20 protein-coding genes and 3 rRNA genes are annotated in these 24,958 nt (G+C 62.2%); 12 read left to right on the plus strand and 11 right to left on the minus strand.

Annotated features, from left to right (window positions below; all coding sequences use genetic code 11):
- The first annotated feature begins 37 nt into the window (after positions 1-37).
- Both ACIGJB_RS27545 and metC read left to right on the plus strand, forming a co-directional pair.
- Positions 38-1,066 carry a D-cysteine desulfhydrase gene (locus tag ACIGJB_RS27545; protein ID WP_483733131.1) on the plus strand — a complete coding sequence of 343 codons (1,029 nt, stop codon included), beginning with the start codon at positions 38-40 and terminating at the stop codon, positions 1,064-1,066.
- A 60-nt stretch (positions 1,067-1,126) separates the two neighbouring features.
- Positions 1,127-2,353 (plus strand): cystathionine beta-lyase, encoded by a 1,227-nt coding sequence (metC, locus tag ACIGJB_RS27550; protein WP_483733132.1) that lies wholly within the window; start codon positions 1,127-1,129, stop codon positions 2,351-2,353.
- Here metC and ACIGJB_RS27555 read toward each other — a convergent pair whose 3' ends face one another.
- Together ACIGJB_RS27555 and gcvA are read right to left on the minus strand one after the other, a co-directional pair.
- Positions 2,354-2,785, minus strand: coding sequence for a hypothetical protein (locus tag ACIGJB_RS27555; protein WP_483733133.1), 432 nt, complete (start codon positions 2,783-2,785; stop codon positions 2,354-2,356).
- A 95-nt stretch (positions 2,786-2,880) separates the two neighbouring features.
- Complete coding sequence (gene gcvA, locus ACIGJB_RS27560) at positions 2,881-3,846, minus strand: transcriptional regulator GcvA (protein WP_483734677.1); 966 nt, start codon at positions 3,844-3,846, stop codon at positions 2,881-2,883.
- A 181-nt stretch (positions 3,847-4,027) separates the two neighbouring features.
- On the opposite strand from gcvA, the gene ACIGJB_RS27565 reads away from it, so the two are divergent.
- Genes ACIGJB_RS27565 through ACIGJB_RS27585 form a run of 5 tightly spaced genes read left to right on the plus strand, consistent with a single transcriptional unit; the run spans position 4,028 to position 8,319 of the window.
- Positions 4,028-4,699 carry a cupin domain-containing protein gene (locus ACIGJB_RS27565; RefSeq protein ID WP_483733134.1) on the plus strand — a complete coding sequence of 224 codons (672 nt, stop codon included), beginning with the start codon at positions 4,028-4,030 and terminating at the stop codon, positions 4,697-4,699.
- On the plus strand, positions 4,692-5,849 hold the full coding sequence (locus ACIGJB_RS27570) for a flavin monoamine oxidase family protein (protein WP_483733135.1): 1,158 nt from the start codon (positions 4,692-4,694) through the stop codon (positions 5,847-5,849). Before ACIGJB_RS27565 ends, ACIGJB_RS27570 begins: the two co-directional genes overlap by 8 nt.
- On the plus strand, positions 5,846-6,883 hold the full coding sequence (locus tag ACIGJB_RS27575; RefSeq protein WP_483734678.1) for an alcohol dehydrogenase catalytic domain-containing protein: 1,038 nt from the start codon (positions 5,846-5,848) through the stop codon (positions 6,881-6,883). The genes ACIGJB_RS27570 and ACIGJB_RS27575 overlap by 4 nt, the downstream gene beginning before the upstream one ends.
- A 19-nt stretch (positions 6,884-6,902) precedes the next feature.
- The gene (locus ACIGJB_RS27580; RefSeq protein WP_483733136.1) at positions 6,903-8,084 is read left to right on the plus strand and encodes an MFS transporter; all 1,182 of its coding nucleotides are present in this window, start codon (positions 6,903-6,905) and stop codon (positions 8,082-8,084) included.
- Between the two features lie 43 nt (positions 8,085-8,127).
- Positions 8,128-8,319 carry a DUF7706 family protein gene (locus tag ACIGJB_RS27585; protein WP_483733137.1) on the plus strand — a complete coding sequence of 64 codons (192 nt, stop codon included), beginning with the start codon at positions 8,128-8,130 and terminating at the stop codon, positions 8,317-8,319.
- On the opposite strand, the gene ACIGJB_RS27590 is transcribed toward ACIGJB_RS27585, so the two are convergent.
- The gene (locus tag ACIGJB_RS27590) at positions 8,289-9,431 is read right to left on the minus strand and encodes a citrate synthase (RefSeq protein ID WP_483733138.1); all 1,143 of its coding nucleotides are present in this window, start codon (positions 9,429-9,431) and stop codon (positions 8,289-8,291) included. The two genes, ACIGJB_RS27585 and ACIGJB_RS27590, sit on opposite strands and share 31 nt — an antisense overlap.
- Positions 9,432-9,541: 110 nt before the next feature.
- Here ACIGJB_RS27590 and ACIGJB_RS27595 point away from each other — a divergent pair, with 110 nt between their 5' ends.
- From ACIGJB_RS27595 to ACIGJB_RS27610, 4 genes are all read left to right on the plus strand, one after another.
- Entirely contained in the window at positions 9,542-10,495 is a 954-nt protein-coding gene (locus tag ACIGJB_RS27595) for a 2-hydroxyacid dehydrogenase (RefSeq protein WP_483733139.1), read from the plus strand.
- 36 nt (positions 10,496-10,531) lie between these two features.
- On the plus strand, positions 10,532-11,215 hold the full coding sequence (locus tag ACIGJB_RS27600; protein WP_483733140.1) for a fumarylacetoacetate hydrolase family protein: 684 nt from the start codon (positions 10,532-10,534) through the stop codon (positions 11,213-11,215).
- Between the two features lie 63 nt (positions 11,216-11,278).
- A complete protein-coding gene (locus ACIGJB_RS27605; protein ID WP_483733141.1) occupies positions 11,279-12,037 on the plus strand; it encodes an SDR family oxidoreductase in 759 nt (252 codons plus the stop codon).
- A gap of 130 nt (positions 12,038-12,167) precedes the next feature.
- A complete protein-coding gene (locus ACIGJB_RS27610; RefSeq protein WP_483734679.1) occupies positions 12,168-13,118 on the plus strand; it encodes a Bug family tripartite tricarboxylate transporter substrate binding protein in 951 nt (316 codons plus the stop codon).
- A 64-nt stretch (positions 13,119-13,182) separates the two neighbouring features.
- On the opposite strand, the gene ACIGJB_RS27615 is transcribed toward ACIGJB_RS27610, so the two are convergent.
- The 6 genes from ACIGJB_RS27615 to ACIGJB_RS27640 form a co-directional block, all read right to left on the minus strand.
- Entirely contained in the window at positions 13,183-13,857 is a 675-nt protein-coding gene (locus ACIGJB_RS27615) for an anaerobic ribonucleoside-triphosphate reductase activating protein (protein WP_483733142.1), read from the minus strand.
- 4 nt (positions 13,858-13,861) lie between these two features.
- Positions 13,862-14,041, minus strand: coding sequence for an anaerobic ribonucleoside-triphosphate reductase (gene nrdD / locus ACIGJB_RS27620; RefSeq protein WP_483733143.1), 180 nt, complete (start codon positions 14,039-14,041; stop codon positions 13,862-13,864).
- A 29-nt stretch (positions 14,042-14,070) separates the two neighbouring features.
- The gene (locus ACIGJB_RS27625; protein WP_483733144.1) at positions 14,071-15,792 is read right to left on the minus strand and encodes a ribonucleoside triphosphate reductase; all 1,722 of its coding nucleotides are present in this window, start codon (positions 15,790-15,792) and stop codon (positions 14,071-14,073) included.
- A gap of 201 nt (positions 15,793-15,993) precedes the next feature.
- Positions 15,994-16,107: ribosomal RNA gene (gene rrf, locus ACIGJB_RS27630) — 5S ribosomal RNA — on the minus strand.
- A gap of 130 nt (positions 16,108-16,237) precedes the next feature.
- Positions 16,238-19,118, minus strand: a 23S ribosomal RNA gene (locus tag ACIGJB_RS27635).
- Positions 19,119-19,458: 340 nt separating this feature from the next.
- Positions 19,459-20,992 (minus strand): 16S ribosomal RNA (locus ACIGJB_RS27640).
- The 16S, 23S and 5S rRNA genes sit together here, the layout of an rRNA operon.
- 579 nt (positions 20,993-21,571) lie before the next feature.
- Between ACIGJB_RS27640 and ACIGJB_RS27645 the strand changes: the two genes are divergently transcribed.
- On the plus strand, positions 21,572-21,694 hold the full coding sequence (locus ACIGJB_RS27645) for a hypothetical protein (RefSeq protein ID WP_483733145.1): 123 nt from the start codon (positions 21,572-21,574) through the stop codon (positions 21,692-21,694).
- Between the two features lie 49 nt (positions 21,695-21,743).
- On the opposite strand, the gene flgL is transcribed toward ACIGJB_RS27645, so the two are convergent.
- A complete protein-coding gene (gene flgL / locus ACIGJB_RS27650) occupies positions 21,744-22,958 on the minus strand; it encodes a flagellar hook-associated protein FlgL (protein WP_483733146.1) in 1,215 nt (404 codons plus the stop codon).
- Positions 22,959-22,993: 35 nt separating this feature from the next.
- Positions 22,994-24,910, minus strand: a complete 1,917-nt coding sequence (flgK, locus tag ACIGJB_RS27655) for a flagellar hook-associated protein FlgK (protein ID WP_483733147.1) — start codon at positions 24,908-24,910, stop codon at positions 22,994-22,996.
- Between the last annotated feature and the right edge of the window lie 48 nt (positions 24,911-24,958).

Raw genomic sequence — 24,958 nt, forward strand, 5'->3', positions numbered from 1 at the left:
TGCGGGCGCGCGTTTATCTCCTCAAAGAACAAACCCCATGAAAATCTCGGATCGCCTTGCGTCATTCTCCCGCCTCGACCTGGTTGGCGCGGTGACGCCCCTGCAGAAGCTTGGCCGCTTGTCCGCCATGTTCGGCCGCGATGTCTATATCAAGCGCGATGACACCACGCCGCTTGCCTTTGGCGGCAACAAGCTGCGCAAGCTTGAATTCCTGGCCGCCGATGCGTTGCGACAGGGTGCCGATACGCTGGTGACAGCGGGCGCGATCCAGTCGAACCATGTCCGGCAGACAGCCGCTGTCGCGGCCCGTCTGGGACTGCGCTGCCACGCGTTGCTGGAGAACCCCACCTGCACCACCGACGTCGATTACCTGCACAGCGGCAACCGCCTGCTGCTCGACCTGTTCGACGCGCGCAGCGAGCCGGTGGCCTCTCTCGACAACGCCGATGCGCAACTGCAGGCACTGGCCGAACGGCTGCGTGGCGATGGGTACAAGCCTTACGTCGTGCCGATCGGCGGCTCCAATCCGCTCGGCGCGTTGGGTTATGTGCAGGCGGGCCTGGAACTGGCACAGCAAGCGAAGGCAATGGACGTTTCATTCTCGGCCGTCGTACTGGCGTCCGGCAGTGCCGGCACGCATGGCGGGCTCGCGTTTGCACTGGCCCATGCCATGCCGCATACGCAGGTTGTCGGTGTCACCGTCTCGCGGACTGTCGAAGCCCAGGCGCCCAAGGTCGCGGGGCTGATCGACGGCACCGCGGATTTGCTCGACATCGAAGTGCCCACCGAAATGCGGCTCCAATTGTGGGACGAGTACTTCCTGCCGCGCTATGGCGAGCCCAACACAGGCACGCTCGACGCGATCCGGCTACTGGGCCGCATGGAGGGCGTGCTGCTCGACCCGGTCTACACGGGCAAAGCGATGGCCGGTTTGCTCGACGGCGTGGTGCGCAAGCGCTTCGACGGCGACGGTCCGGTGCTGTTCCTGCATACCGGCGGCGCACCGGCGCTGTTCGCCTATCGCGACGCGCTCCAGGCCGCTGCCCTCCAGCCCTCTGCCGGCTGACCAGACATCCCGGCGGCATCCGCGGGCGCGGTTGCCGCATCGAACATCCATGGAGATCCTATGAAGGAAAGCACCCAACTCGTTTGTGCCGGCCGCCATCCGGAACGCTTCGGCGGCGTCGTCAATACCCCGATCTTCCGGGCCTCGACCATCCTCGCGGGTTCGATGGCCGAATGGGAAGAGATGAAGCGCGCGCGCGCAGCGGAAGAGCCTGGCGCCACGACCTATGGCCGCTATGGCACGCCCACGACGCATGCGTTCGAAGAAGCCATTGCCGAGCTTGAAGGCGGCTATCGATCGCTGGTCTTTCCTTCCGGCCTTGCCGCGGTCACGACCGCGCTGACCGCGCTGCTGTCTTCGGGCGACCACGTCCTGGTGAGCGACAGCGCCTATTCGCCGACACGCGCGTTCCTGGAGCGCGTCATGGCGCGCTTCGGCGTCGAAGTCGAGACCTATGATCCGGTCGACGGCAAGCCGATCGAGTCGCTGTTCCGGCCCAATACGCGCGTCGTCTATGTGGAATCGCCGGGCTCCGAGACGCTCGACATCCAGGACATTCCCGCCATCTCCGCCGCGGCGCACCGGCACGGCGCCTATGTCGTCATGGATAACACCTGGGGGACGCCGCTATTCTTCAAGCCGTTCGCGCACGGTGTCGACGTATCGATCCAGGCCGCCACGAAATACATCGTGGGCCATTCCGACGCCATGCTCGGCGTGGTGACCTGCAATCGGGACACCTGGCCGCTGGTCAAGCAGACGACGTACGACCTGGGGCAGACGGCGGGCCCCGATGATACCTATCTGGCCCTGCGCGGCCTGCGCACCATGGCCGTCAGGTTGCAGCGCCACTGGCAATCCGGCCTGCAGGTCGCGCAATGGCTGGAGCGGCAACCGCAGGTCGAGGCGGTGTTGCATCCGGCCTTGCCCTCCCACCCCGGACACGCGCTATGGAAGCGCGACTTTACCGGCGCCTGCGGACTCTTCTCGATGGTGCTGCGCACGCAATCGCAGACATCGCTCGCGGCCTTTATCGACGCACTCGAGCATTTCGGACTGGGTGTTTCCTGGGGCGGCTATGAAAGCCTTGCGATCCCGTTCACGCCGGGCAAGGGATGCACGGGTTCGCGGTGGCCCTACCAGGGACAGGCCGTGCGCGTGCATGTGGGACTGGAAGATCCGCAGGACCTGATCGACGATCTGCAGCGCGGTCTGCTGGCGCTCTGCGCGCATGAGTCCCAAACGGAAAATGAGGAAGCTGGCTCCGAGCCGGCCTGCGCGACCTGATTACTTGCGCATGCGCAGCAGGTCGGTGTAGGAAACCAGCTTGCGCTTCTCCTGCGAGAGCGTCTTTCGTTTTGACGCCGGGCGCGCGGGCTGGCCGCGCTCGAACTTGGCCGCGGCCCGCTCGTCCTCGCGCGCGTGGGTCCGCTCGGTTTTGGCTTCCGCCTTCAGGCGTTCCGTTTCCAGCCGCGCGGCAACGCGTTCCTCGCGCGCGATATCGCGCGCGGCCGACAGGATTTCGGCCTTCAGCAGGTCGCGCCTTTGCTTGGCAGCGGCACGGGCCGCCTGCAATTGCGCCTTGCGCTGGCGCAGCCACTCCTGCCGGCTGACCGGCGCGGGCCTGGCCTCCGGCGGCACGCTCAGGCGCAATGCCCTGCTGTTTTCCACTCTCTCGGCCCACAGCTTGCGCCGCAGGTCCTGCTTTGCATCACTCACGCTGCGTCATTCTCCAAACAGCAAACAGCAAATAAGTGCCGCCCATGCATCACCATGATTCCATGAGCTTGTCCGGCCAACCTTACCATAGGGCCTTATCTCGCGCCCGGGCGGCGGCGGCGGACCTGGGACACATTCGCCGGCACGGAACGGTCCCCAGCCGCTTCCTCAATCAACCAGTCCCTAAAGGCTGCGAGCCGCGGAAGACTGGAACACTCGCCGCGGTACACGACGAAATAGGCGAGGGGCGATACAAAGCGGATTTCGGGAAACAGCCGTACCAGACGCCCGCTTGCGAGATCCTCGCGCGCCATCACGCTGCGCGCGAGCGCGATGCCCTGTCCTTCCGCAGCGGCCTGCAGGACAGCCGCGGAATTATTGATCTGCATGCCGCGCGTGGTGATGGCGTCCTGGATGCCCGCCTTGCGCAGCCAGCCATCCCACGAAGGAAAGCCGGCGTGCCCCTCCATCGACAGGTCATGGATCAGCACCTCTCCCGCGAGATCATCCGGCCGGCTAACGCCGCGCTGGCGCAGCAGCTTAGGAGAGCACACCGGATAGACCTCCTCATCCATGAGCCTTTCCGCCATCAGGCCCGGCCATATCCCCGTGCCATAGCGCACGCCGATATCGATACCCTGCGCCACGAAATCCACCGGCTTGAGGCTGGTCTCCAGGCGCACGTCCGTGTCGGGCCATGCGCTCTGGAACCGGTCGATGCGCGGCAACAACCACTTGGCGGCAAAGGCGGGACTGACGGTCACCGTCAGCACGCCGCTGGTCGCGCCCGCTTTCAACCGCTCCAGGCCAAGCATGAGCCTGTCAAAGCCCGCGCGGATATCGGGCAACGCACGTTCCGCCGCTTCGGTGGCAATCAGCCGGATTCTTCCGCTGGAAACCCGCTGGAACAGCGGCACGCCGAGCAAATCCTCCAGCGTGCGCACGAGCTGTCCCACCGCGGCCGGCGTGACATGAAGCTCGGCCGCCGCCGCTGAGAAGCTCTGGTGTCGGGCGCTGGCTTCGAAGGCGCGCAGCGCGTTCAGGTGTACGGGCGACTTCATCACTAAAGATTTTCTTTCAGACAAAAGGAGTTTATCTCGTTTGTCAGGGGCAGAGAGATGTTCAAGAATTCCGCTGAATTCCGCATTGTCGGCCAGTGCAACGCCGAGGCGTCCGGTGGGCAGGAAGATCAATAACAGATTTTCTTTTTATCCGCGCGCGCCCCTATTCGAAGGATTTCCCATGCTCGTGAACGCGGATTTCACGCAACGCGCCATCGTCGCGCCGCATCAGTATCAGTGGGTAGGCTCGCCACAAGGGGGCATCGAGCGCGTGATGCTGGACAGGCTTGGCGGCGAAGACGCGCGGGCCACGAGTATCGTGCGATACGCGCCGGATTCCTGTTTCCCACGCCACCTGCACCCGCAGGGCGAGGAAATCCTGGTGCTGTCCGGCACCTTCTCGGAAGGCGACCAGCACTATCCGGCCGGCTGGTACCTGCGCAATCCTCCAGGGTCCTCGCATCAGCCGTCGAGCGCCGGAGGCGCCATCATTTTCGTGAAGCTGCAGCAGATGGCACCGCGGGACCGCCAGGTGGTACGCATCGACACGCGCGATCCGCGCCATTGGCAAACCCATGCGGACGGCGAAGTGTGCCACCTGTGCGCGAACGACGTGGAACGCGTCTGGCTTCAACGCTTGCCGCCTGGCGGCAGGTTCCGTGTCGAGGGCGATGTCGAACTGCTGATGCTCGACGGCGAAGCGCACTGCGACGGCCATCGCTATCCGCGTGGTACCTGGATGCGATTCCCCGCTGGCGATCCGGCGCGAATCGTCGCAGGGACACACGGTGCGACCCTCTACGTCAAGCGGGCCGAGCTGGTCCCGGCGAGCGCGGAGGCAATCCATGCATAGCGCACGATTCGTCATTGTTGGCGGCGGACTGAGCGGCCTGTATGCGGCCGCACTGCTTGAACAGCAAGGCATGAACGACTACCTGCTGATCGAGGCGCGGGACACGCTCGGGGGCCGCATCCTGTCGTTGCAGGCATCAGAGAACACAGTGCGATCGTCCGGCACTGCATCCGGCACGGTCGATCGCGTGGATCTTGGACCGACCTGGTTCTGGCCAGCGTATCACCGTCAGCTCGATAGCCTGATCCATGCCCTGCGGCTGGAAAGATTCGCCCAACATGACGCTGGCGAGATGATCGCGGAGCGCACCGCCACTGCGGCGCCCCTGCGAATCCGCGGGTTTCCGGAGGCTCCAACGGCGATGCGGCTGAAAGGCGGCATGGGGGCATTGATTGAGGCCTTGCTCGCGCGCGTCGATGCGTCACGCATCATCACCGGGCAGACGGTGCGACGCATTCACATTGCGGACCACAGCATCGAAGTGGAAAGTTGCGATGCGTCCGGCGGCATCACAAACATGCGCGCCGCGCACGTACTGCTGGCCCTTCCGCCGCGCCTGGCGAGCGAAACCATCGATTTCTCGCCCGCGTTGCCGCCGCAACTTATCCAGCAATGGCGTGCCACCCCTACCTGGATGGCCGCCCATGCCAAGTACGTAGCCGTCTACGACACTCCATTCTGGCGAACCGACGGCCTGTCCGGCGAAGCACGAAGCGCGGTCGGCCCCTTGTCCGAAATCCACGATGCGACCATGCCCGGCGGAAGCGCCGCGCTGTTCGGATTCTTCGGCATTCCCGCGCGCACGCGCAGCAACGTCACGCAGAGCGACCTGCGCGCTCTTTGCCGGGCCCAGCTTGCCCGTCTGTTCGGGCCGCAGGCGGCCGCCCCGCAACGTGACTTCATCAAGGATTGGGCGATCGATCCATTGACTGCCACGACCGCCGACCTGGAATCCGGCCTGGGCCACCATGCCGTGGCGCCTGCCCGCGCCGCCCTGGCGTATCCATGGAAGGGCCGCATGACCGGAATCGCCAGCGAGTGGTCCCCGAACTTCCCCGGTTACGTTGCGGGCGCTATCGATGCCGCAAGGCTTGGCATTGCATCCTTGCAAGACCTCGGGCGCAACGTATCCATACCCCTCGAACCATGACCATCAAACAAACCTACCGCGCCATGCAGGTCAGCCGCCCCGGCCAACTTGAACTGGTGGAACGCAACACCCCCATGCCGGGCCCCGCAGAGGTGCTGATCGAAGTGGAAGCCTGTGGCATGTGCGGCGCCGATATTGGCGACATCGAGCAGGCCGATCCGTCCCTGACACCGCCACGCGTGCCGGGACATGAAATCGTCGGGCGCATTGCGGCGCTTGGCAGTGGTGTGCCGGGCATCTGGAAGATCGGCGAGCGCGTCGGTGTGGGTCGTCTCGGCGGCCATTGCAACGCGTGCGCGCAATGCTGGCGCGGCGAGTTCCAGCTATGCCGCAACCAGTCCTTCGTCGGCGCGAATTGCGACGGCGGATATGCAGAAATGGTGCTGGCCCGCGCGACGGGCCTGGTTTCCATCCCGGAAGCGCTCGGTTCGGAGGAAGCGGCGCCGATCCTCTGCGCGGGCATCGCGACGTTCAACGCGCTACGGCGTTCCGGCGCGCAGCCCGGTGATGCGGTGGCGATCCTCGGCATTGGCGGCCTTGGGCACATGGCGCTGCAGTATGCGAGAAAGATGGGCTTCAGGGTCATCGCCATCGGACGTGGTGCTGATATCGCCGAGGATGTGGCCGGGCTCGGCGCGCATCTTTACCTGGACACCGATGAAGCCGACGCCGCCGCCGAACTGCAGCGCATCGGTGGCGTGCAGGCCATCGTGACCACGATCGGCCATGCCGCCACGATCTCCGGCTTGTTTCCCGCACTCACGCCGCAGGGACGCATGGTCGTTCTGGGTGCGGGCAAGGAAGCGTTGTCCATCGCCCCAAGACACCTGGTTGGCGGAGAGCGCCGGGTACATGGGTCGTTGACGGGCACGCCTTTCGAATGCGAACGCTCGCTCGATTTCAGCGTTCTGGTCGACGCCCGTCCCCGCTTCCAGACCATGCCGCTGGAACGCGCGCCTGAAGCGTACCGGCTCCTGAAAGAAGGCGCCGTCAAATTCCGGATGGTACTGACCATGACGCCTCCCGCTCTCTGACCCGACTCCCCTACGCCCCATGTATTCGAACTCGTCCGTCGCCCGGCTCGCCATCGCGCAAGCGCTTGCAGGTGCCAATTCCACCGTGGTCTATGCCACGGGCGCCATCATCGGCAACATGCTGTCGCCGCGTCCGGAACTTGCCACGCTGCCGATCTCGCTGTTCGTAGTCGGCATGGCGCTGTCGACGCTGCCGGTTGGCGTGCTGGCACGCCGCTTTGGCAGGCCCGCCGCGTTTCTGGCGGGCAATGTCTGCGGCGTCCTCATCGGACTGCTGGCGGCCGTCGCCCTTGTGGCGCAGTCCTTCACGCTGTATTGCGTTTCGATGCTGTTCGGCGGTGCCTATGCCGCGGTGGTGCTGACCTTCCGCTTCGCGGCTGCGGAGTGTGTGAGCCACCAAGAGAAGCCACGAGCGCTATCGCTGGTGCTTGCCGGTGGTGTCGCGGCCGGGGTTCTCGGTCCTCAACTCGTTTCCGCCACCATGAACCTCTGGCCGCCCTATGCCTATGCGGTGACCTATCTGGCTTCCGCCGCGGTTGCAGCGCTATCCGCATGGGTGCTGCGAGGCGTTCGGTTCCACGCTGTGCCTGCCGGACCGCGCCACAACGCGGGCCGGCCGATTCGTGAAATCCTTCGCCAGCCGACGCTGAGGGTGGCCATGCTGTGCGGCGTGGTCAGCTACATGATGATGAACTTCATGATGACCTCCGCGCCCCTGGCCATGGAGTTGTGCGGGATTCCACGTCTCTATTCGAACTACGGCATCGAGATGCACGTGATCGCGATGTATGCGCCGAGCTTCTTCACGGGGCGCCTGATCGCCCGCTTCGGCGAATCCGCGGTCATTCTTGCAGGACTGGTGTTGACCGCCCTGGCAGCCGTGGTCGGCATGCACGGCATGTCGGTCAGCCACTTCTGGATAGCGCTGGTCCTGCTTGGCGCCGGCTGGAACTTCGGCTTCCTCGGCGCATCGGCGATGGTGCTGACCTGCCATACGGCCGCGGAAGGCACCCGCGTGCAGTCGATCAACGACTTCGTCGTGTTTGGTGCGATGGTCGTGGGCTCGTTCGTTTCCGGCAGCCTGCTCGCCGTGTTCGGCTGGGGCACCGTGACGGCACTGATCCTGCCGCCGGTCATCGTTTCGGCAATCGCGCTGCTCTGGCTGCAACGGGCCATGCCCGCGCCATTACGACAGCATTGACGCCGAAGCGAAGCCACAGGCGCCGTTCATCGGCTCAAACCCGGTGTGCGCCCCGCGTTTGCCCGTCGACGCCCATGTCGCGCGCGATCTCACACAGCGACTCACATGGCAGGATATCCGCGCCAACGCTGCCAGCGACGAAGAAGCCTACCGGGTACGCGAGGCCCTTGAGGCAATCGGCAAGGCGCTGGTCCTTGACCGGTGTCAGTCCCGTCCGGGCGCTACCCCGACGTAGCGTCCACGTGGACGGATGACCTGTCCGACAGTCAACTGCTCCAGGCTGTGCGCAAGCAGCCCCACGCTGCGCGCTGTCGCAAACATGCCGAATGCCGCATCCTCCGGCAGTCCGTAGTGCGTCACCAATGCCGCCAGGGCCACGTCAATGTTCGGCTGAAGACCGGTCAGCCGCGTTGCTTTCTCGATGAAGCGCGCGATCACACGCGGAGGCTCGAACAAATTCAGAAGCGCCTTCGCGCGCGGATCGCCCTCCGGATAAAGGTGATGGCCGAATCCGGCGAGCGGCAGGCCGGTCGACAGGTGATGGGCAATGACCTCGTCCTCGCCTTGCCGCTCCAGCTCGCTGAACAGTGCCTTCACCCGTCCCGATGCATCGCCGTGCAACGGTCCTGACAACGTCGTCAGGCCGGACAGCAGGCAAGCCGGCAGCGAGGCGCCGGTAGATGCCGCGATGCGCGCCGCAAACGCCGAACTCGTCAGCTCGTGGTCGGCCAGCAGAACCATCGCGGTCCGCAGCAGTTCGGCCACCGGCGCCGGCTGTCCCCAACCCTGCGCGAACCGCAGGTGCAATGGCTGTTGCCCCGGCTGCGCGCCAAAGGCGTTGGCGATTTGCCCGACCAGGCTCTGGCATTCGCCATGCAGCACGCGCGTCATGCGGCCGTGCGTGGAATGGCCCGTGGCAGCCAGTTCCGCGAGGGTCTTGAACGCAGCCACACGTCCGGGCCGGGCGACGCGTGCCGACGATGAGAAGTCCGCAATCCGGTCCGCATCCCACAGCAGGTGCGCCGCCTCTTCCACGGTGGCCGATGCCGCCAGCGCCACCGCATCCTCACCGCGGTAATACAGCCTTTCGCGCACGAACGTGGAAATGGCCGTCGGGATGCTGGGCTCCGAGCCGAACAGCGTGTTGGTGGCCAAGGTCTCGTGCTTGCGGCCGGCCTGCTTGCGTTTGGCGAGCGTTGCCACGTCTTCGGCGCGGTACAGGCTGCGGCGCGTATCGGCCGGATCGGACATGACCTCGATCTTGCCGCGGCTGACATAGGCATACACGGTCTGCGGCCGAACCCCGAGGCGTGTGCAGGCCTCGTCCATCGATATCCATGAACTCATCAATCACTCGCTGAAAACGGATTTATGTTGATTTTATATATCAATATTGCGCGATCAATCAACTATTGCCTACGATATTCCTACTTCTTCCAAGCCTCACGACACCGACCATGAAGCCGCAGATCCTGCAACTGAATCCAATCTTGATTCCCGCCGCCAATGAGGCGCTTGCCGCGCGCTACGCAGTCCATAAGTACTTCGAAATCCCGGATCAGGCCACGTGGCTGCGAGAGCAAGGCTCCTCCATCGAGGCAGTGATCACGGGAGGCCACACCGGAATCTCCCGCGCGATGCTGGAGCAGCTGCCGGCGCTGAAGGTCGTGGCCGTCAACGGCGTGGGCACCGATGCGGTGGACCTGGCCTATTGCCGCGAGCGTGGCCTGCCCGTCACCGCCACGCTCGGCGCGCTGACCGAGGATGTGGCCGATCTGGCCATCGGCCTGCTGATCGCGGCCTGCCGCAACCTCTGCGCGGGCGACCGCTTTGTTCGCGACGGCCAGTGGGAACTGCATCCATCGCCGTCCGCGATTCCGCTGGCGCGCCGCTTCAGCGGCATGCGCGTCGGCATCGTCGGCATGGGTCGCGTGGGCCGTGCCGTCGCCACGCGCGCGGCTGCGTTCGGTTGCCCGATCCGCTATACGGACCTGCGCGCCATGGACGACGTGCCCCACGCATACGTCGCCGACCTGCTTGAACTGGCGCGCGAAAGCGATGCGCTGGTGCTGTGCGCGGCCGCCGACAAGGCCGAGGGGCTCATCGATGCAGGCGTGCTCGATGCACTTGGCCCGCAGGGCTACCTGGTCAACGTGGCACGCGGTCGGCTCGTCAACGAGACCGACCTCGCGCAGGCCATCGAAGCGGGCCGCATCGCGGGCGCCGGGCTCGACGTCTTCGTCGATGAACCGCGCGTGCCATTGACGCTTCGCCAATCGGAACGCACCACGCTGCAAGCCCACCGCGCAAGTGCCACGTGGGAGACGCGCGGCGCCATGGCGCAGATGGTGCTGGACAGCGTGGCGCAAGCGCTGGCTGGCGAGCGTCCGGCCATGAGCCTGACCACCTGAGTCAAGCTGAGTCAACATCTTCGGAACCGGAACGCCATGATGGATTTCGTTGTGCCGCCGCTGCCGCCACGCACGCTGCCCGTCGCGGACAGCACCGCGCATTTCCCGGTCGCACGGGTCTTCTGCATCGGGCGCAACTACCGTTGGACGCCGGACGAAGCTGCACCGCGCGACATGCCTGCGTGGTTTATGAAGCCGGCAACCGCCGTCGAAGCGGCGGGCGACGCCTTGCCCCATCCGCCAGCCACCGACGAGTTTTGCCATGAGGTGGAGCTGGTCGCGGCGATCGGCCGCGGTGGACGCGACATCGATCCGGACGATGCCTGCGCGCATATCTGGGGCTATGCGGTCGGTCTCGACATGACGCGCCGCGACCTGCAACAGCAGGCCAAGCAGACCGGTGGCCCGTGGGAGCCCGCGAAGGCCTTCGACCACTCCGCACCATGCAGCCCCATCGTGCCGGCATCGCGCTGCGGCCACCCGAGCGCAGGCGCCATCCGCCTGTCGGTCAACGGGGCCGAGCGCCAGCGTGCCGATCTGTCGGGACTGCTCTGGCGAGTGCCCGAGCTGGTGGCCATGCTTTCCCGCTCCGTCACGCTGATGCCTGGCGACCTGATCTTCACCGGCACGCCGGCAGGCGTCGGGCCGTTGCAGCGCGGTGATGTGATCGATGCTGGCGTCGACGGCATCGGCGATATCAGGCTGACCATCAGCGGATAACCACAACACAAACTCTGCACTGCCTTCCGACATCGCAGTATTCATTGTTCATTGGAGCTCATCTTGACCGCATCCCGAAAGATCGCCCTGGTCACCGGTGCCGGCAGCGGCGTAGGCCGCCGCACCGCGCTCGCGCTGCTGGAAGACGGCTGGACCGTCGTGCTGGCCGGCCGGCGTGCCGAGCCGCTGCAGGCGCTGGCGGCCGAAGCCGCAGCACGCGGCCAGGCCGCGATGGCCGTCCCCGCGGACGTGACCGACCCTGCGAGCGTGCAGGCGCTGTTCGACACGATCGAGCGCGAGTTCGGCCGGCTGGACCTGCTGTTCAACAACGCCGGCGTCAACGCACCCGCTGTGCCGATGGACGAGCTGCCGCTGGAGAAATGGTTCGCCGTGATCAACACCAACGTCACGGGCGTGTTCCTGTGCGCGCGCGCGGCATTCGCGCTGATGCGGCGCCAGTCGCCGCAGGGCGGCCGCATCATCAACAATGGCTCGATTTCCGCGCATACGCCGCGGCCGTTCACCGCGCCCTATACGGCCAGCAAGCACGCTGTCACGGGCCTGACCAAGGCGCTGGCGCTCGATGGCCGCGCCTTCAACATCGCCGCTGGCCAGGTCGATATCGGCAATGCGCTGACCGAGTTGTCCGAGCGCATGACGCGCGGCGTGCTCCAGGCCAATGGCACGGTCGCGCCCGAACCAATGATGGACGCGAGCCACGTGGCCAATGCCGTGTGCCACATGGCATCGCTGCCGCTGGACACCAATGTCCTGAACATGACCGTCATGGCCAGCGCCATGCCGTTCGTCGGCCGCGGCTGACATCCCCGCCCACATTCCCACGGGCCTCGCATCCGTGGGAGCCACCAGAGTTGACTGAAGTTGACCAGCATCCAGACGGAGACACCCCATGCGATTCACCCCAAGCAGATTCAGCACCCTGATCGGCACGATGGCCGGTTGTGCCGCCATCATGATGGCGCCCGGCGTGGCCGGTGCCCAAGGCAACTATCCAACGCGACCCGTCACCATCATCGTCCCCGCGCCGGCCGGCGGCGGCATTGACCTGATCGCCCGCGTCGTCGGCGAGAAGCTGTCGGTAAAGTTCGGCCAACCGTTCATCGTCGAGAACCGCCCCGGCGCCTCCAACAACCTGGGCACCGCGGTCCTGGCCAATGCCAAGCCCGATGGCTACACCATCGGCATCGTCGGCGGCAGCCATAACATCAACAAGTTCCTGTTCAAGAATCTCGGCTGGGACCCTGAGAAGAGCTTCGAGCCGATCGTCTACACGCACGAGATCCCGCTGGTGTTCGCCGCTTACCCCAAACTGCCGGCGAAGACGGTGCCCGAGCTGGTGAGCTGGATGAAGGCCAACCCGGCCGAAGCGAAGGTGGCCACGTCGGGCCGCGGCAGCGCGCAGGAAATGGCCGCCGAGATGTTCCGCATGGTCAGTGGTGCGCCGGTGCTGCTGGTGCCTTACAAGGGCTCGTCCGCGGCGCATCCCGACCTGATCGCTGGCCGCACGGTGCTTTACATCGACACCATCAGCGCAATCCAGGAGCAGGTGAAATCGGGCAATGTGCGCGCGCTTGCCGTGTCAACGCGCAAGCGTTCCAAGGCGTTGCCCAATGTCCCCACCGCCGAGGAACAAGGGCTCAAGGGCTATGACGCCAACACCAACGGCGGCTTCCTCGCGCCGGCGGGCACGCCCAGGGAGATCGTGGCCAGGCTGAACACAGAGATCAACGCGGCACTGAAGCTGCCGGAGGTGCGGGCCAAGCTGGAAACCGCGGGCATCGACGTGCAAGGCGGCACGCCGCAGGAGTATGCGGCGTTGATCAAATCGGACCTCGCGAAGTGGGGCAAGGTGGTCAAGGAAGCGGGAATTCAGCCGGAGTAATGGCGTTTGATTCCAGCGTGGCGACACGCTTGGCCGTTCGGCGCAAGGACGGCCGTCGTGTCGCTCAGGCAGCAGGCAGCCGCATGGAGATATGCGGATACGCGGCTTTCAATCGGTGGGCGATATCGGCCGCGGCCACGCAGGGTCTGCCCGCCGTGCCACGCGGCTGCAAAGCCCAATGACGGACGCCACGCGCCGCCAGCGTACCGACGAGATCGTCCAGTTCGTCTTCGCTGAACAGCGCCGGATCCCACGTGGTGCGGCATTCGTAGTCCACGCCGCTCGCGACGACAAGATCCAGCGACGCCATCACGCGGGAGCCGCCGCCGGGCGTGCCTGTGATCGCGTCGTAGCAATGTGCAGGCCCCTTGATATCGAGGCCAATCCAGTCCATCAGCGGCAGCACTGACGCGAGCCGCTCCGGGTACATGCCTGCGGTGTGCAGAGCCGCCTGGAAACCCATGGCGCGGACTTCGCGCACGGCATCGGTCAGCGATGCCTGCAGCGTGGGCTCGCCGCCGGAGAACACGACGCCGTCCAGCAGGCCACGCCGGTTCGCCAGGAAATCCATCACCTGATTCCATGGCAGCAGGTCGGTCCCGCGCGCAGGAATCAGGTGGGCGTTATGACAGTAGCCGCAGCGCCACGGGCAACCCTGACAGAACACCACCGCGGCAAGCCGGCCGGGAAAGTCGATGCTGGTCAGTGGCGTCAGGCCGCCGATGCGCAGGCTACCCATGGCATCAGGCCGCGCAGCGCTGCTCGGCAAAGAAGCGGCGCTCGGCGTGCTCTCCCTTCTTGCCGGTGTTGAAGCTGGCGACGGGACGGTGATAACCCATCACGCGCGTCCAGACTTCGCAGCGCTGGCGTTCATGGTCCTCGAGTTCTACGGTGGCTTCCAGGCGTTGCGGTTGGCTGATCATGGTGGTTCTCCTTGCTGGGGTTGGGAAATTCATGCGGCTTGCTGCAGGCGTTTGCGGGCGAGAACATCCTCGTCGCACTTCGGGCAATAGACGTGCTCGCCGGCCAGGTAGCCATGCGTCGGGCAGATTGAAAACGTGGGCGTGACCGTGATGTACGGCAGGCGGAAATTTTCAAGCGCCCGGCGTACCAGGCGCTTGCAAGCCTCGCCGCTGGACAGGCGCTCGCCCATGTAGAGATGCAGCACGGTACCGCCGGTGTATTTGGCTTGCAGCGCTTCCTGCTGCGCCAGGGCTTCGAAGGGATCATCGGTGAAGCCGGCCGGCAGCTGCGAGGAATTGGTGTAGTAAGGCTGCTCCGCCGTACCGGCCTGCAGAATGCCGGGCCAGCGTTTACGGTCCTCCCGCGCGAAGCGATAGGTAGTGCCCTCGGCCGGCGTGGCCTCCAGGTTATACATATGGCCGGTCGCTTCCTGGTATTCGACAATGCGCGCGCGCACATGGTCGAGCACGCGCAGCGCGAAGCCGCGACCCCAGTCCGTGGTGATGTCGTGGATATCGTCGGTGAAGTTGCGGATCATCTCGTTGAGGCCATTCACCCCGAGCGTCGAGAAGTGATTGCGCAGCGTGCCGAGGTAACGCCGGGTGTACGGGAACAGGCCCTGGTCCATCAGCTTCTGGATCAGCTCGCGCTTGGCTTCGAGCGAATCGCGGCCGATATCGAGCAGGTTATCGAGCCGCTGCAACAGGCCGGCTTCGTCGCCTGCATTCAGATAGCCCAGCCGCGCGCAGTTGATGGTGACCACGCCCAGCGAGCCAGTCTGCTCCGCGCTGCCGAACAGGCCGTTGCCGCGTTTGAGCAGTTCGCGCAGATCGAGCTGGAGCCGGCAGCACATGGACCGAACCATGTTCGGCTTGAGCTCGGAGTTCACGAAGTTCTGGAAATACGGCAATCCGTACTTGGCCGTCATGTCGAACAGCTGCGCGGCATTCTGGCTTTCCCAGGGGAAGTCCGGCGTGATGTTGTAGGTGGGAATCGGGAAGGTGAAGACGCGGCCAAGGGCATCGCCTTCGGTCATGACTTCGATATAGGCGCGATTGATCACGTCCATCTCGGCCTGCAGGTCGCCATAGCGGAACGGCATTTCCTCGCCGCCGATCACCGGCACCTGTTCACGCAGGTCTTCTGGGCAGGTCCAGTCGAACGTGAGGTTGGTGAACGGAGTCTGCGTGCCCCAGCGCGACGGCACGTTGAGGTTGTAGATCAGTTCCTGCATGTGTTGCCGGACCTCGGCGTAGGACATGCTGTCCTTGCGCACGAAGGGGGCCATGTAGGTATCGAACGACGAGAACGCCTGCGCCCCCGCCCACTCGTTCTGCATGGTGCCAAGGAAGTTCACGATCTGGCCGACCGCGCTCGACATGTGCCGCGGCGGTGCGGCCTCTACCTTGCCGGGCACGCCATTCAGTCCCTCATGCAACAGCGTGCGCAGGGACCAGCCGGCACAGTAGCCGGACAGCATGTCGAGATCGTGGATGTGAAGGTCGCCCTCGCGATGGGCCGTTCCGGCTGCGGGAGCGTAGACATGTGACAGCCAGTAATTGGCGGTAACTTTGCCCGCAACGTTGAGGATCAGCCCTCCCAGCGAGTAGCCCTGGTTGGCATTGGCGTTGACGCGCCAGTCCTCTCGGTTCAGGTACTCGTTGACGGACGATTCCACGTCAACCAGGGTCCTGTGTGAATTCGATCCCATTGCGCCCCTCAAGCACTAAATGTAGGGGCGTATTATTCACCGGACACTATATCTAGGCTTGCTCAGGATCAAACGGATCGACTTCTTCAGTCGGACGGCGGCCAATCATCCTTGCCGTCAGCGGCCGGCAACCGGTTATCTAGACGTGCAAAGCAAAAACCCCTCGCAGCACATGCTGTCGAGGGGTTTTGCATTGTAAGAGCCTGGCGATGACCTACTTTCACACGGGTAATCCGCACTATCATCGGCGCGGAGTCGTTTCACGGACCTGTTCGGGATGGGAAGGGGTGGTTCCAACTCGCTATGGTCACCAGGCATAAGGGGTTGTGGCGCTGGGCAGTTCGTCCAACGCCACCAATTCGGGATGTAGTCTTTGTAGTCTTGGGTTGTGCTGTATCAGCCGGCACAAGGCGATCGACCCACCAGGCTAAAACACACTGGTTATAGGATCAAGCCTTACGGGCAATTAGTACTGGTTAGCTTAACGCATTACTGCGCTTCCACACCCAGCCTATCAACGTCCTGGTCTCGAACGACCCTTCAAGGCGGTCAAGCCGCCAGGGAATCCTCATCTTCAGGCGAGTTTCCCGCTTAGATGCTTTCAGCGGTTATCTCTTCCGTACATAGCTACCCTGCGATGCCTCTGGCGAGACAACAGGTACACCAGCGGTACGTCCACTCCGGTCCTCTCGTACTAGGAGCAGCCCCCGTCAAGATTCCAACGCCCACGGCAGATAGGGACCAAACTGTCTCACGACGTTTTAAACCCAGCTCACGTACCTCTTTAAATGGCGAACAGCCATACCCTTGGGACCGGCTACAGCCCCAGGATGAGATGAGCCGACATCGAGGTGCCAAACACCGCCGTCGATATGAACTCTTGGGCGGTATCAGCCTGTTATCCCCAGAGTACCTTTTATCCGTTGAGCGATGGCCCTTCCATTCAGAACCACCGGATCACTATGTCCTGCTTTCGCACCTGCTCGACTTGTCGGTCTCGCAGTTAAGCACGCTTTTGCCATTGCACTTTAGGTACGATGTCCGACCGTACCAAGCGTACCTTCGAACTCCTCCGTTACACTTTGGGAGGAGACCGCCCCAGTCAAACTGCCTACCATGCACTGTCCCCGACCCGGATTCACGGGCCAAGGTTAGAACCTCAAACAAACCAGGGTGGTATTTCAAGGACGGCTCCACGTAGACTAGCGTCCACGCTTCAAAGCCTCCCACCTATCCTACACAGATCGGTTCAAAGTCCAATGCAAAGCTACAGTAAAGGTTCATGGGGTCTTTCCGTCTAGCCGCGGGGAGATTGCATCATCACAAACACTTCAACTTCGCTGAGTCTCGGGAGGAGACAGTGTGGCCATCGTTACGCCATTCGTGCAGGTCGGAACTTACCCGACAAGGAATTTCGCTACCTTAGGACCGTTATAGTTACGGCCGCCGTTTACCGGGACTTCAATCAAGAGCTTGCACCCCATCATTTAATCTTCCGGCACCGGGCAGGCGTCACACCCTATACGTCCACTTTCGTGTTTGCAGAGTGCTGTGTTTTTATTAAACAGTCGCAGCCACCATTTTATTGCAACCCCTTCACCCTTCTGGCGCAGGCCAGTCAAGCTACCAGGGCGTACCTTATCCCGAAGTTACGGTACCAATTTGCCGAGTTCCTTCTCCCGAGTTCTCTCAAGCGCCTTAGAATACTCATCTCGCCCACCTGTGTCGGTTTGCGGTACGGTCTCGTATGACTGAAGCTTAGAGGCTTTTCTTGGAACCACTTCCAATTGCTTCGCAGCACTAGGCCGCTCGCCCCACATCCTTGAATCCCGCGCCCGGATTTGCCTAAGCGCCTTCTCCAATGCAGGGACCGGGACTTCCAACACCCGGACAACCTTCCGCGATCCGTCCCCCCATCGCATCATACGACGGTGCAGGAATATTAACCTGCTTCCCATCAGCTACGCATCTCTGCCTCGCCTTAGGGGCCGACTCACCCTACGCCGATGAACGTTGCGTAGGAAACCTTGGGCTTACGGCGAGGGGGCCTTTCACCCCCTTTATCGCTACTCATGTCAGCATTCGCACTTCCGATACCTCCAGCATCCTTTACAAGACACCTTCACAGGCTTACGGAACGCTCTCCTACCACGCACATTGCTGTGCGTCCGCAGCTTCGGTATATAGCTTAGCCCCGTTACATCTTCCGCGCAGGACGACTCGATCAGTGAGCTATTACGCTTTCTTTAAAGGGTGGCTGCTTCTAAGCCAACCTCCTGACTGTTTTAGCCTTCCCACTTCGTTTCCCACTTAGCTATATTTGGGGACCTTAGCTGGCGGTCTGGGTTGTTTCCCTCTTGACACCGGACGTTAGCACCCGATGTCTGTCTCCCGTGATTGCACTCTTCGGTATTCGGAGTTTGCTATGGCGGGGTAATCAGCAATAGACCCCCCAACCATGACAGTGCTCTACCCCCGAAGGTGAGACACGAGGCACTACCTAAATAGTTTTCGGAGAGAACCAGCTATTTCCAGATTTGTTTAGCCTTTCACCCCTATCCACAGCTCATCCCCTAACTTTTCAACGTTAGTGGGTTCGGTCCTCCAGTACGTGTTACCGCACCTTCAACCTGGCCATGGATAGATCATCTGGTTTCGGGTCTACACCCAGCGACTGAACGCCCTGTTCGGACTCGCTTTCGCTACGCCTGCCCTAATCGGTTAAGCTTGCCACTGAATGTAAGTCGCTGACCCATTATACAAAAGGTACGCCGTCACCCGTTTCCAGGCTCCGACTGTTTGTATGCATGCGGTTTCAGGATCTATTTCACTCCCCTCCCGGGGTTCTTTTCGCCTTTCCCTCACGGTACTGGTTCACTATCGGTCGATCACGAGTATTTAGCCTTGGAGGATGGTCCCCCCATCTTCAGACAGGATTTCACGTGTCCCGCCCTACTTCTCGTACACCTAGTTCCACAACGCTGTTTTCGCATACAGGGCTATCACCTGCTATGGCCGGGCTTTCCATCCCGTTCTGCTAACAACACTGCTAAAGAGTACAAGGCTCTTCCCATTTCGTTCGCCACTACTCTGGGAATCTCGGTTGATTTCTGTTCCTGCAGCTACTTAGATGTTTCAGTTCGCCGCGTTCGCTTCCCTTGCCTATGTATTCAGCAAGGGATGACCCATGCGGGCCGGGTTTCCCCATTCGGACATCTCCGGATCAAAGCTTGTTTGCCAGCTCCCCGAAGCTTTTCGCAGGCTACCGCGTCCTTCATCGCCTGTGATCGCCAAGGCATCCACCACATGCACTTGTTCGCTTGACCCTATAACGAGTGTGTCTCAGTGAGACCATTCGCTACAGGTGAGTTCTCGCATTTGTGCCGTATTCCAAGTCATCTTTCGATCACTTAAATACATTTTGGTTGATACAATCACAACCCGGTATCGCGTTTTGTACTACAGCGTCTCATCAACGCTCGCGCGACACCTTTACTACATCCCATATTGTTAAAGAACAGCCGATGCGCAGGATAGACCCGCGCTCGCTTGGCAAATGCCAAATGCAAGCGCTTGGATTTAAGCGCTTGCATTTGGCTTCAGCCCAGGCTGAAACAACAAACAAACCGATAAGTGTGAACGCTCGACGTTAGATGCACGCTCTGGAAAGGAGGTGATCCAGCCGCACCTTCCGATACGGCTACCTTGTTACGACTTCACCCCAGTCATGAACCCTGCCGTGGTAATCGCCCTCCTTGCGGTTAGGCTAACTACTTCTGGCAAAACCCACTCCCATGGTGTGACGGGCGGTGTGTACAAGACCCGGGAACGTATTCACCGCGGCATGCTGATCCGCGATTACTAGCGATTCCAGCTTCACGTAGTCGAGTTGCAGACTACGATCCGGACTACGATGCGTTTTCTGGGATTAGCTCCCCCTCGCGGGTTGGCAACCCTCTGTACGCACCATTGTATGACGTGTGAAGCCCTACCCATAAGGGCCATGAGGACTTGACGTCATCCCCACCTTCCTCCGGTTTGTCACCGGCAGTCTCTCTAGAGTGCCCTTTCGTAGCAACTAGAGACAAGGGTTGCGCTCGTTGCGGGACTTAACCCAACATCTCACGACACGAGCTGACGACAGCCATGCAGCACCTGTGTCCACTTTCCCTTTCGGGCACCTGATGCATCTCTGCTTCGTTAGTGGCATGTCAAGGGTAGGTAAGGTTTTTCGCGTTGCATCGAATTAATCCACATCATCCACCGCTTGTGCGGGTCCCCGTCAATTCCTTTGAGTTTTAATCTTGCGACCGTACTCCCCAGGCGGTCAACTTCACGCGTTAGCTACGTTACTGAAGAAATGAATCCCCAACAACTAGTTGACATCGTTTAGGGCGTGGACTACCAGGGTATCTAATCCTGTTTGCTCCCCACGCTTTCGTGCATGAGCGTCAGTGACGTCCCAGGGGGCTGCCTTCGCCATCGGTATTCCTCCACATCTCTACGCATTTCACTGCTACACGTGGAATTCTACCCCCCTCTGACATACTCTAGCCTGACAGTCACAAGCGCCATTCCCAAGTTAAGCTCGGGGATTTCACGCCTGTCTTATCAAACCGCCTGCGCACGCTTTACGCCCAGTAATTCCGATTAACGCTCGCACCCTACGTATTACCGCGGCTGCTGGCACGTAGTTAGCCGGTGCTTATTCTTCCGGTACCGTCATCCGCCCCAGGTATTAACCAGGACGTTTTCTTTCCGGACAAAAGTGCTTTACAACCCGAAGGCCTTCTTCACACACGCGGCATTGCTGGATCAGGGTTGCCCCCATTGTCCAAAATTCCCCACTGCTGCCTCCCGTAGGAGTCTGGGCCGTGTCTCAGTCCCAGTGTGGCTGATCGTCCTCTCAGACCAGCTACTGATCGTCGCCTTGGTAGGCCTTTACCCCACCAACTAGCTAATCAGACATCGGCCGCTCCTGTCGCGCGAGGCCGTTACCGGTCCCCCGCTTTCACCCTCAGGTCGTATGCGGTATTAGCTAATCTTTCGACTAGTTATCCCCCACGACAGGGCACGTTCCGATGTATTACTCACCCGTTCGCCACTCGCCGCCAGGCCGAAGCCCGCGCTGCCGTTCGACTTGCATGTGTAAGGCATGCCGCCAGCGTTCAATCTGAGCCAGGATCAAACTCTTCAGTTCAATCTCTGTGTGGGTCCGAAGACCCTCGCTCTTTCGAGCGGTCGCTCACTCTCAGAAAACTGACTGACCAGATCCGAAGACCCAGTCACGTTTTGCTGTGCGAGCACTGTATAACTTTTGAGCTAAAAGACCGAAGTCTTTCGCATCCGCTATCAAGCGCCCACACTTATCGGTTGTTTGGTTGTTAAAGAACTGCGCAAACGGCTTTGCCGTTTTGCGTCGCTGCGTTTGCGTCAGCAGCGAAGAAGCGAGACTATAAAGAACATTCAGCGATTATGCAACTACTTCTGAAAAATTCTTTATTCCGGACGGCGTACTCATTTGAGTTTCTGCCAGAAAATCGCTCCCGCTTGCGGTGCTCTGCGAGCGGGGAGCGAATAATAATGCGGACATGGCCAAGTTGCAAGTCTTTGACGAAAGAAACTTCAAGCGCCCCTTTAAGCACCCCGAGGCGCTGCTCGCACCGGAATGCATGCAAAGAGCAGTAGACGCCGCCCCCGGTGTGACGAGCGACCGTTCTCTTATTCTCTTGCGATGGTGGATCAGCGTCCACGTCTTGGAGCGGACCGCGACGGGTGGATGATGTCGCTGTGTGTCTCGCCGGAAACGGCCATGGGCGTCGCGATTGCCTTGCACGAGGATGGCGACACCATTGCGATCGACACTCTCAACCGCTTGATCGAGCTTGCTATCTCGTCCTAGCAGTTGGTCCATCGCACAGCACGGCGATGGACCAACGGGAACCCAAGCCTTACAAATATTTAAACAAATTCATACCCTGAATTTGCATAAACGACTGCTGCGCACCTTGCAGCGCAGTCTGGCGCTGATAGTACTCGGTTATCGCCGCAGCGTAGTCCAGGTCCTGAACGCTGGACAACGTGTCTGAATACGACTGGCCCCGGTTGGTGCCGATGATGTTCAGCGCATCCAGCTCCTGCATGCGCGAACCCACCGAGGCGCGAACGGTCAGCACATTGTCCAGCGAGTTCGAGAACTGGCGGAGGCCGGTGGCGAGGGTGTTCGACAGGTTGGCCGAGTCTGCGTCGGTTGCCGTCGGCTTGCCCAGGGCGTCGATCACCGATTTCAGGTTGGCGAACATGTCGGTGCTGCCCTGGCTGGCCGGGTCCATGGAAATGGTGTCGCCATTCTTGGGCGTCCCCTTGACCGTGAAGGTAATGCCAGCCGCGGAAATCTGACCGGGGTCGGTGTAATTCATCGGCGTGCCAGCCACCGCGGCGCCGGAAGGATCCTTGATGGTGTACTGCATCGTGCCGCTGCTATCGTCGAACGTCAGCGTGAGCGCAGTGCCGTAGAGCGGATTGGTCGGATCGGTCGTGGATACCTGGCCATAGGTCGCGGTGCCGGTGTTCGCGCTGTTGCCCTGGAGCACGTAGCCGGCCGAGCTTTGCACGCTCTGGAAGACTTCACGGCCATTGCTGCCGGCCGGCATCTGGCGAGACACGTCGACCTGGAGCTGCTGCTGCTCGGTATTGCCGACGTACTGGACGCCACCGCCGCCTTGCACGAACGGCGCCGAGCCGGATTTTGTACCGCCGAACAGGTACTGGCCATTGCCGTCGTCGGCATTGGCCAGGCCGAGCAACTGGTCATACTGGCCCTGGAGTGCCGTGGCCAGCGAGGCGCGGTCCACGTCGCTCATCGTACCGTTGCCGGCCTGCACCAGCAGCGTCTGGATGTTCTGCGTGACCGTGGTCACGGTCGAAAGCGTGTTTTCTTCCGTGCCCAGCGCGATATTGGCCTGCGTGCGCGAGGTGGCGTACTGGCTGTTGACCGCGCTGGCCTGCGAAATGGTCAGCGCGCGCGTGGCGGCAACCGGATCGTCGGAGGGCGTGAGTACCTTGCGGCCAGTGCCGAGCTGCTGCTGGATGTGCAGCAGCGACGACTGCTGCATGTTCATCGAGGCCAGGCCTTGCTGGTAAAGCGTGGAGCTTGCGACGCGCATTGTCTGTTCCTTCTCGAATTCTTGATCTGGTCCGCTTACCGGCCAATGCCGATGATGGTGTCGAACAGCGTGCTGGCCGTCTGGATCACGCGGGCGTTGGCCTGGTAGAGCTGCTGGAACTTGAGCATGGAAACCGTTTCTTCATCCATGTTCACGCCCGACACCGATTGCTGGGCCGTGCGAATCTGGGTCGTGATGCTGCCCTGCGATGTCGAGGCAATCTGCACGGACTTCGCGCGCGTGCCGACGTCATTGACGAGCTGGGCATAGGCGTCGTTGAAGCTCGACACGCCGCCGATGGTTTTGGCGTTCTGCAGCTTGGCCAAAGCTAATGCATTGCCATTGTTGGACACCGCACCGGTGGTCGCCGACAGCGACAGCGTAAACTGGTCGCCCGCGCTCGGCGCCCCGCCAAAGCTGAAGGTCAGGCCACCGATGGTGTACTCAGTGTTCGCGCCATTGACGACGGTACTGCTCGGGGTGATGACATTGTTTTTCTCGTCCACGAACGTATAGCCGGCAGCACCGTATGTCGCGGTGATCTTGGCGGCCGGGGGGGTGAAGGGCGAGGACACTGCGGCCAGCGAGGCCGTGCCGGTGCCGGTATTCGTCACCACAGCATCCACCCGCGCCGGGGAGGCCGCTGCGATCTTGGCAGGGTCACTGATGGCCATGTCGAAGGCGCTGGCCGCATGGCGGGTCGGCTGGATCGAGAACGAGTCGTTTTGAGCCATACCCGAACTGACCTGCACGCTGAAGCCGTCCGCACCGATGGTGAGCGGCAACGTAGCACTGGCAGGTTGCGTGGCCACCACCGTCTTATCCGACAGCCGGGTCAGTGTGTAATTGGCGCCGTCGAACTGCAGGGTGTAGTCGCTTGTGGTGAGCGCCGAGGCACTGGTGATCGTGGTCTGTGCCTGGGCACTGCCGGTATTGTTCGAATTGGGCTGCGTAGTCGCCGTACCCAGCGTGAACATGTCGTTGCCGACGGCACCGTTCAGATCCATGCCGAGCTTGTGCTGGTCATTGAACGACTGGCCAAGCGCCAGTGACAGGCGGCCGATCGCGTTCTGTGCCGAGTCCAGCGTCTCGGTGCGGAACTGCAGCAGACCGCCCAGTGACCCGCCGGTGATGGAACCCGCTTCGCTCTCATATACCGTGCCGTTGGGCAGCGTAAGGCCCACCACCGTCCGGCTCGAATCGGCCGCCGAGGGAATGGCCTTCAATGCGTAGGAATCATTACCCATCACCAGCGGCTGGCCGTTGCCGACGAACACGTTGTAGGTGCCGCCGTCCTGCACCACCACCTTGGCGCCGACCAGCTTGGTCAGCTCGGCCACGGCCTGGTCGCGCTGATCCAGCAGATCGTTGGGCGGCTGGCCGCCGGAGGCTGCCTTGAGCTTGGTGATCTCGCCGTTAAGGTTGGCGATCTGCCTGGTATAGGAATTGATCTGATCGACAGCAGTGCCGACCTGTGTGTTCACGCCCGACTGCAGTTGATCGAAATAATTGCTGGCCGCGCGCATCTGGCCCACGAGCGCCTGGCCCGCCGACAACATACCCTGGCGTGCCGCCGGGTCAGCGGGGGTGTCCGCCACCGCCTGCACGGCGGCGAAGTATTTCTGCATCAGCGGCGCCAAGCCACCCTTCTGGTCTGCCAGCAGATTGTCGATCTGGCTGATCTGGTCGGCATAGGTCGACAGCGACGAACTCGCCGACTGCGCGCCGCGCAGCTGGCCGGTCAGGAACTCGTCATAGACGCGTATCACCGTGGTGGTATTCGAACCCTGGCCGAAGAATCCCTGGCTGGTGTACTGGCCGCCCGACGATGCCACGATGGTGTTCTGCCGCGTGTAGCCATCAGTGGCCGCGTTGGCAAAGTTGTGGCCGGTCGTCGTCAGCGCGTTCTGCGCAGTATTCAGACCGGAAAGACCAATGTTGAAGAGAGACATGTTGCGCTGACCCCGGATGCTGTTGGTTGCCTCCGGCACATCGGCGCG

This window comes from Cupriavidus sp. C2SS-8b, assembly GCF_057073745.1.

Coding starts and splice junctions, on each gene's coding strand:
- ACIGJB_RS27545 (WP_483733131.1), top strand. CDS start 38: ATGAAAATCTCGGATCGCCTTGCGTCATTCTCCCGCCTCGACCTGGTT.
- flgL (WP_483733146.1), bottom strand. CDS start 22,958: ATGCGCGTCGCAAGCTCCACGCTTTACCAGCAAGGCCTGGCCTCGATG.
- ACIGJB_RS27610 (WP_483734679.1), top strand. CDS start 12,168: ATGGCCGGTTGTGCCGCCATCATGATGGCGCCCGGCGTGGCCGGTGCC.
- ACIGJB_RS27645 (WP_483733145.1), top strand. CDS start 21,572: ATGATGTCGCTGTGTGTCTCGCCGGAAACGGCCATGGGCGTCGCGATT.
- ACIGJB_RS27595 (WP_483733139.1), top strand. CDS start 9,542: ATGAAGCCGCAGATCCTGCAACTGAATCCAATCTTGATTCCCGCCGCC.
- ACIGJB_RS27565 (WP_483733134.1), top strand. CDS start 4,028: ATGCTCGTGAACGCGGATTTCACGCAACGCGCCATCGTCGCGCCGCAT.
- ACIGJB_RS27580 (WP_483733136.1), top strand. CDS start 6,903: ATGTATTCGAACTCGTCCGTCGCCCGGCTCGCCATCGCGCAAGCGCTT.
- ACIGJB_RS27575 (WP_483734678.1), top strand. CDS start 5,846: ATGACCATCAAACAAACCTACCGCGCCATGCAGGTCAGCCGCCCCGGC.
- ACIGJB_RS27590 (WP_483733138.1), bottom strand. CDS start 9,431: ATGAGTTCATGGATATCGATGGACGAGGCCTGCACACGCCTCGGGGTT.
- ACIGJB_RS27615 (WP_483733142.1), bottom strand. CDS start 13,857: ATGGGTAGCCTGCGCATCGGCGGCCTGACGCCACTGACCAGCATCGAC.
- ACIGJB_RS27570 (WP_483733135.1), top strand. CDS start 4,692: ATGCATAGCGCACGATTCGTCATTGTTGGCGGCGGACTGAGCGGCCTG.
- nrdD (WP_483733143.1), bottom strand. CDS start 14,041: ATGATCAGCCAACCGCAACGCCTGGAAGCCACCGTAGAACTCGAGGAC.
- gcvA (WP_483734677.1), bottom strand. CDS start 3,846: ATGAAGTCGCCCGTACACCTGAACGCGCTGCGCGCCTTCGAAGCCAGC.
- ACIGJB_RS27625 (WP_483733144.1), bottom strand. CDS start 15,792: ATGGGATCGAATTCACACAGGACCCTGGTTGACGTGGAATCGTCCGTC.
- ACIGJB_RS27600 (WP_483733140.1), top strand. CDS start 10,532: ATGATGGATTTCGTTGTGCCGCCGCTGCCGCCACGCACGCTGCCCGTC.
- flgK (WP_483733147.1), bottom strand. CDS start 24,910: ATGTCTCTCTTCAACATTGGTCTTTCCGGTCTGAATACTGCGCAGAAC.
- metC (WP_483733132.1), top strand. CDS start 1,127: ATGAAGGAAAGCACCCAACTCGTTTGTGCCGGCCGCCATCCGGAACGC.